Origin of the sequence: Thermotoga sp., from assembly GCF_021162145.1 — a bacterium.
Classification (GTDB): Bacteria; Thermotogota; Thermotogae; order Thermotogales; family Thermotogaceae; genus Thermotoga.
The window spans coordinates 1-2,597 of the sequence record NZ_JAGGZH010000061.1 but is presented as its reverse complement, the minus strand read 5'-3'; the positions used below and the strand labels follow the sequence as shown (position 1 = coordinate 2,597).

Below are 2,597 nucleotides of genomic sequence, written 5' to 3'. Positions count from 1 at the left end.
CGATATGTTCACATCATCCACTGCCTTTATCACTTTCTTCCTTCCAAAGATGTCCAAAATATAGTATGATTTCAAACTCTCTGTCCTCAACACTTCCACTATTATCACCTCATACTTGTCCTATTCTTTGTACTCTCATTCTCGGATCTAAATACTCACTAATACTTATTGATATCAAGTAGAGTGCAATGAATAGGAATATGGATGTTACAACCGGTGTCAAAACCCACCACCAATACCCCAAAAGAAGAGCCTGATAGTTTATTGACCACTGGAGCATGGTGCCAAGTGTTGGTATATCCAAATTCGAAACACCTAAAATGGCCAGAGTGATTTCCATTCCTATGGCCCAGGACATGTTACCAATGAGGGTAGCAAAGATCAAAGGAATCAGAAATGGCAGATACTCCTTGAAAGCAATTGAAAACGCACTCGAGCCTGAAAGCAAAGCGGTATAGGTGAAATCTCTTTCTCTGAGACTTAGAACTTGGGATCTGATGACTCTGGCATCCCATGCCCATCCGAAGATACCAAGGAGCAAACCCAACATGGGAAGACTGAGACGGCCTCTCACCATTGTGGCAACAAGGACGATGATGATAAAAAGAGGTATTACAAGGAAAGAATCGCTGAGAAACATAAGAACTCTGTCAGTTGTTCCACCTTTGTATCCTGCAATCATACCTATGATAATAGCAATTACTCTGGAAACAAGTCCAGCTATTAGAGACATGATGAGAGAGTTTCTAACAGCAAAAGTAAGTTTCCAAAAGATATCTTGTCCCATAGAATTAGTGCCAAGAATGTGGGGCCATTGAGGTGGTAGATCTCTTGGGACTTGATTCCAGAGGTAAGGATTGTATGGTGAAAAGAAAGATAAAACAGAAAGTCCCACTAAAATCACGAAAACTATGAATCCAAACCTGAATCGCGCATCTCTCAATAAATCCTTTAGAACTTGCATTTTTTCACTCCTTTTTATCATCTGTATCTGACTCTTGGATCAAATAGTGGATACAAAAGGTCTATCATAAGAATGCTAGTTGTTATTAGTAGAATGGAAAGAGTGCTAACTCCCATGAGAAGGTTATAGTCTCCTGTAAAGATCGCATTGTAAAGCAGCGTTCCAATTCCAGGATATGAAAACACAATTTCTGTAATCAGAGCTCCTCCAAAGATTTGACCTAGTGACAGAGCAAGACCTGTTATTTGGGGAAGCATTGCGTTTCTTATAACATATTTTCGAACAATTCTTCTTTCTTCTACTCCTCCCATTTTTGCGTACTTCACATAATCTTCAGATTTTACGCTCTGAACGACAAGTTTCATTGCTTGGAACCAAACGAAAATACCTATGAGCATCAAAGAAAGAGCTGGCAAAAATGCGTGTTTCAAAAGTATCAGAAGATTCTCCAACGAGAAGGTGAACTGCATTCCTATGGCAAAACCTCCACCTATTGGGAAAATCGGAAAGATATACGCCAGAAGCATCAAAAGACCAAGGGCAAGAATATAATAAGGCATAGGTCTTATGATCATAGCGATAGTATCAAGAATCTTCACCCATCTTCTGTTCGAGAAATATCCTGCAAGACCTCCAAGAATATTTCCGATGATCCAGGAAAGAACAGTTGTTATCAAAAGAAGCCATGCGGTCCAGGGAAGTGATTGTTTAATCAGGGTAATCACAGGTGTTGGGAATTGATAGTAAGATGGTCCAAAATCACCTTTTAAAAGGCGTTTCCAGAAATTAACATATTGTTCCCACAGAGACCCTTTTAATCCATAAAGTTCCTTCAAAGTTTCTGTCATCTCTTTTATTGCCTTCGGATCCATGTATGTTCCCTGTGCCACAAGACGGTTTATGAACTGCTGAACAGGATCAGTCGGAAGGAATCGAGGAATGAAAAAAATCATAGTGATTCCAACCCAAATTACTAGGAAATAGGTTACCAATCTTGGAAGAAGGTATCGCTTGATGAAATTCAAGGCTTTTGACCTCCTTTTTTCAAAAGGCCGGGGAACATCCCTCCCCCGGCCTTTTCTTTAGGGGGTATCTATCTTATTTTCTTCCAGTCGGTTTCAGGAATGGTAGCATGTACTTGAAGTTTGGCCAGTGATGGTACGGCTGACAGTACATGTTCTCCGCTCCTGGATAATTCGTCCAGTAATACTCATCCCATGCTATGGCCCCTGGATAGTTAAAGGTTGGTATACCAGGCATTTCTTTGACAAGGAGTTTTAATCCTTCGACTCCAAGCTCGATGAGCTTTTTGGTATCTCCCCACGCAGTCTTTTGAATTTCGTCTATAATTTTATCCATTTCAGGGCTGCTCCATCTTCCATAATTGCCCCACGGTGCAATTTCCCCTACAGGTACAAGATATTTTGAATGGAATGGTTCCAACACTCTGAAGAGATCCGGGTGGCCACCCCATGGCTCTGCTGCAGGCCAGTCTGTTGAAACCTCAAATTGCCCTTTCTGGCCAAGTGTTGCTTGTGCATCTGTTGTTTGAACGGTAACATCGATACCAAATTTCTTCCATGCCTGTGCAGCCGCAAATGCATTTCTATAACCTGGATGAGCAGGATTGGTT

General features: G+C 41.1%; 2 protein-coding genes and 1 pseudogene. All 3 read right to left on the bottom strand.

All coding sequences use genetic code 11. The features are described from left to right. Window positions 1–109: 109 nt before the first annotated feature. Window positions 110–964 (bottom strand): ABC transporter permease, encoded by an 855-nt coding sequence (locus tag J7K79_RS04350; RefSeq protein WP_296905547.1) that lies wholly within the window; start codon window positions 962–964, stop codon window positions 110–112. Window positions 965–981: 17 nt separating this feature from the next. After that, on the bottom strand, window positions 982–1,989 hold the full coding sequence (locus tag J7K79_RS04345) for an ABC transporter permease (RefSeq protein WP_296905545.1): 1,008 nt from the start codon (window positions 1,987–1,989) through the stop codon (window positions 982–984). Window positions 1,990–2,062: 73 nt separating this feature from the next. Continuing rightward, a pseudogene (locus J7K79_RS04340) lies at window positions 2,063–2,597 on the bottom strand (ABC transporter substrate-binding protein); the annotation flags it as partial.

Excerpts from the sequence above, each read along its gene's own strand:
- J7K79_RS04350 (WP_296905547.1), bottom strand. The coding sequence starts at position 964 with ATGCAAGTTCTAAAGGATTTATTGAGAGATGCGCGATTCAGGTTTGGA.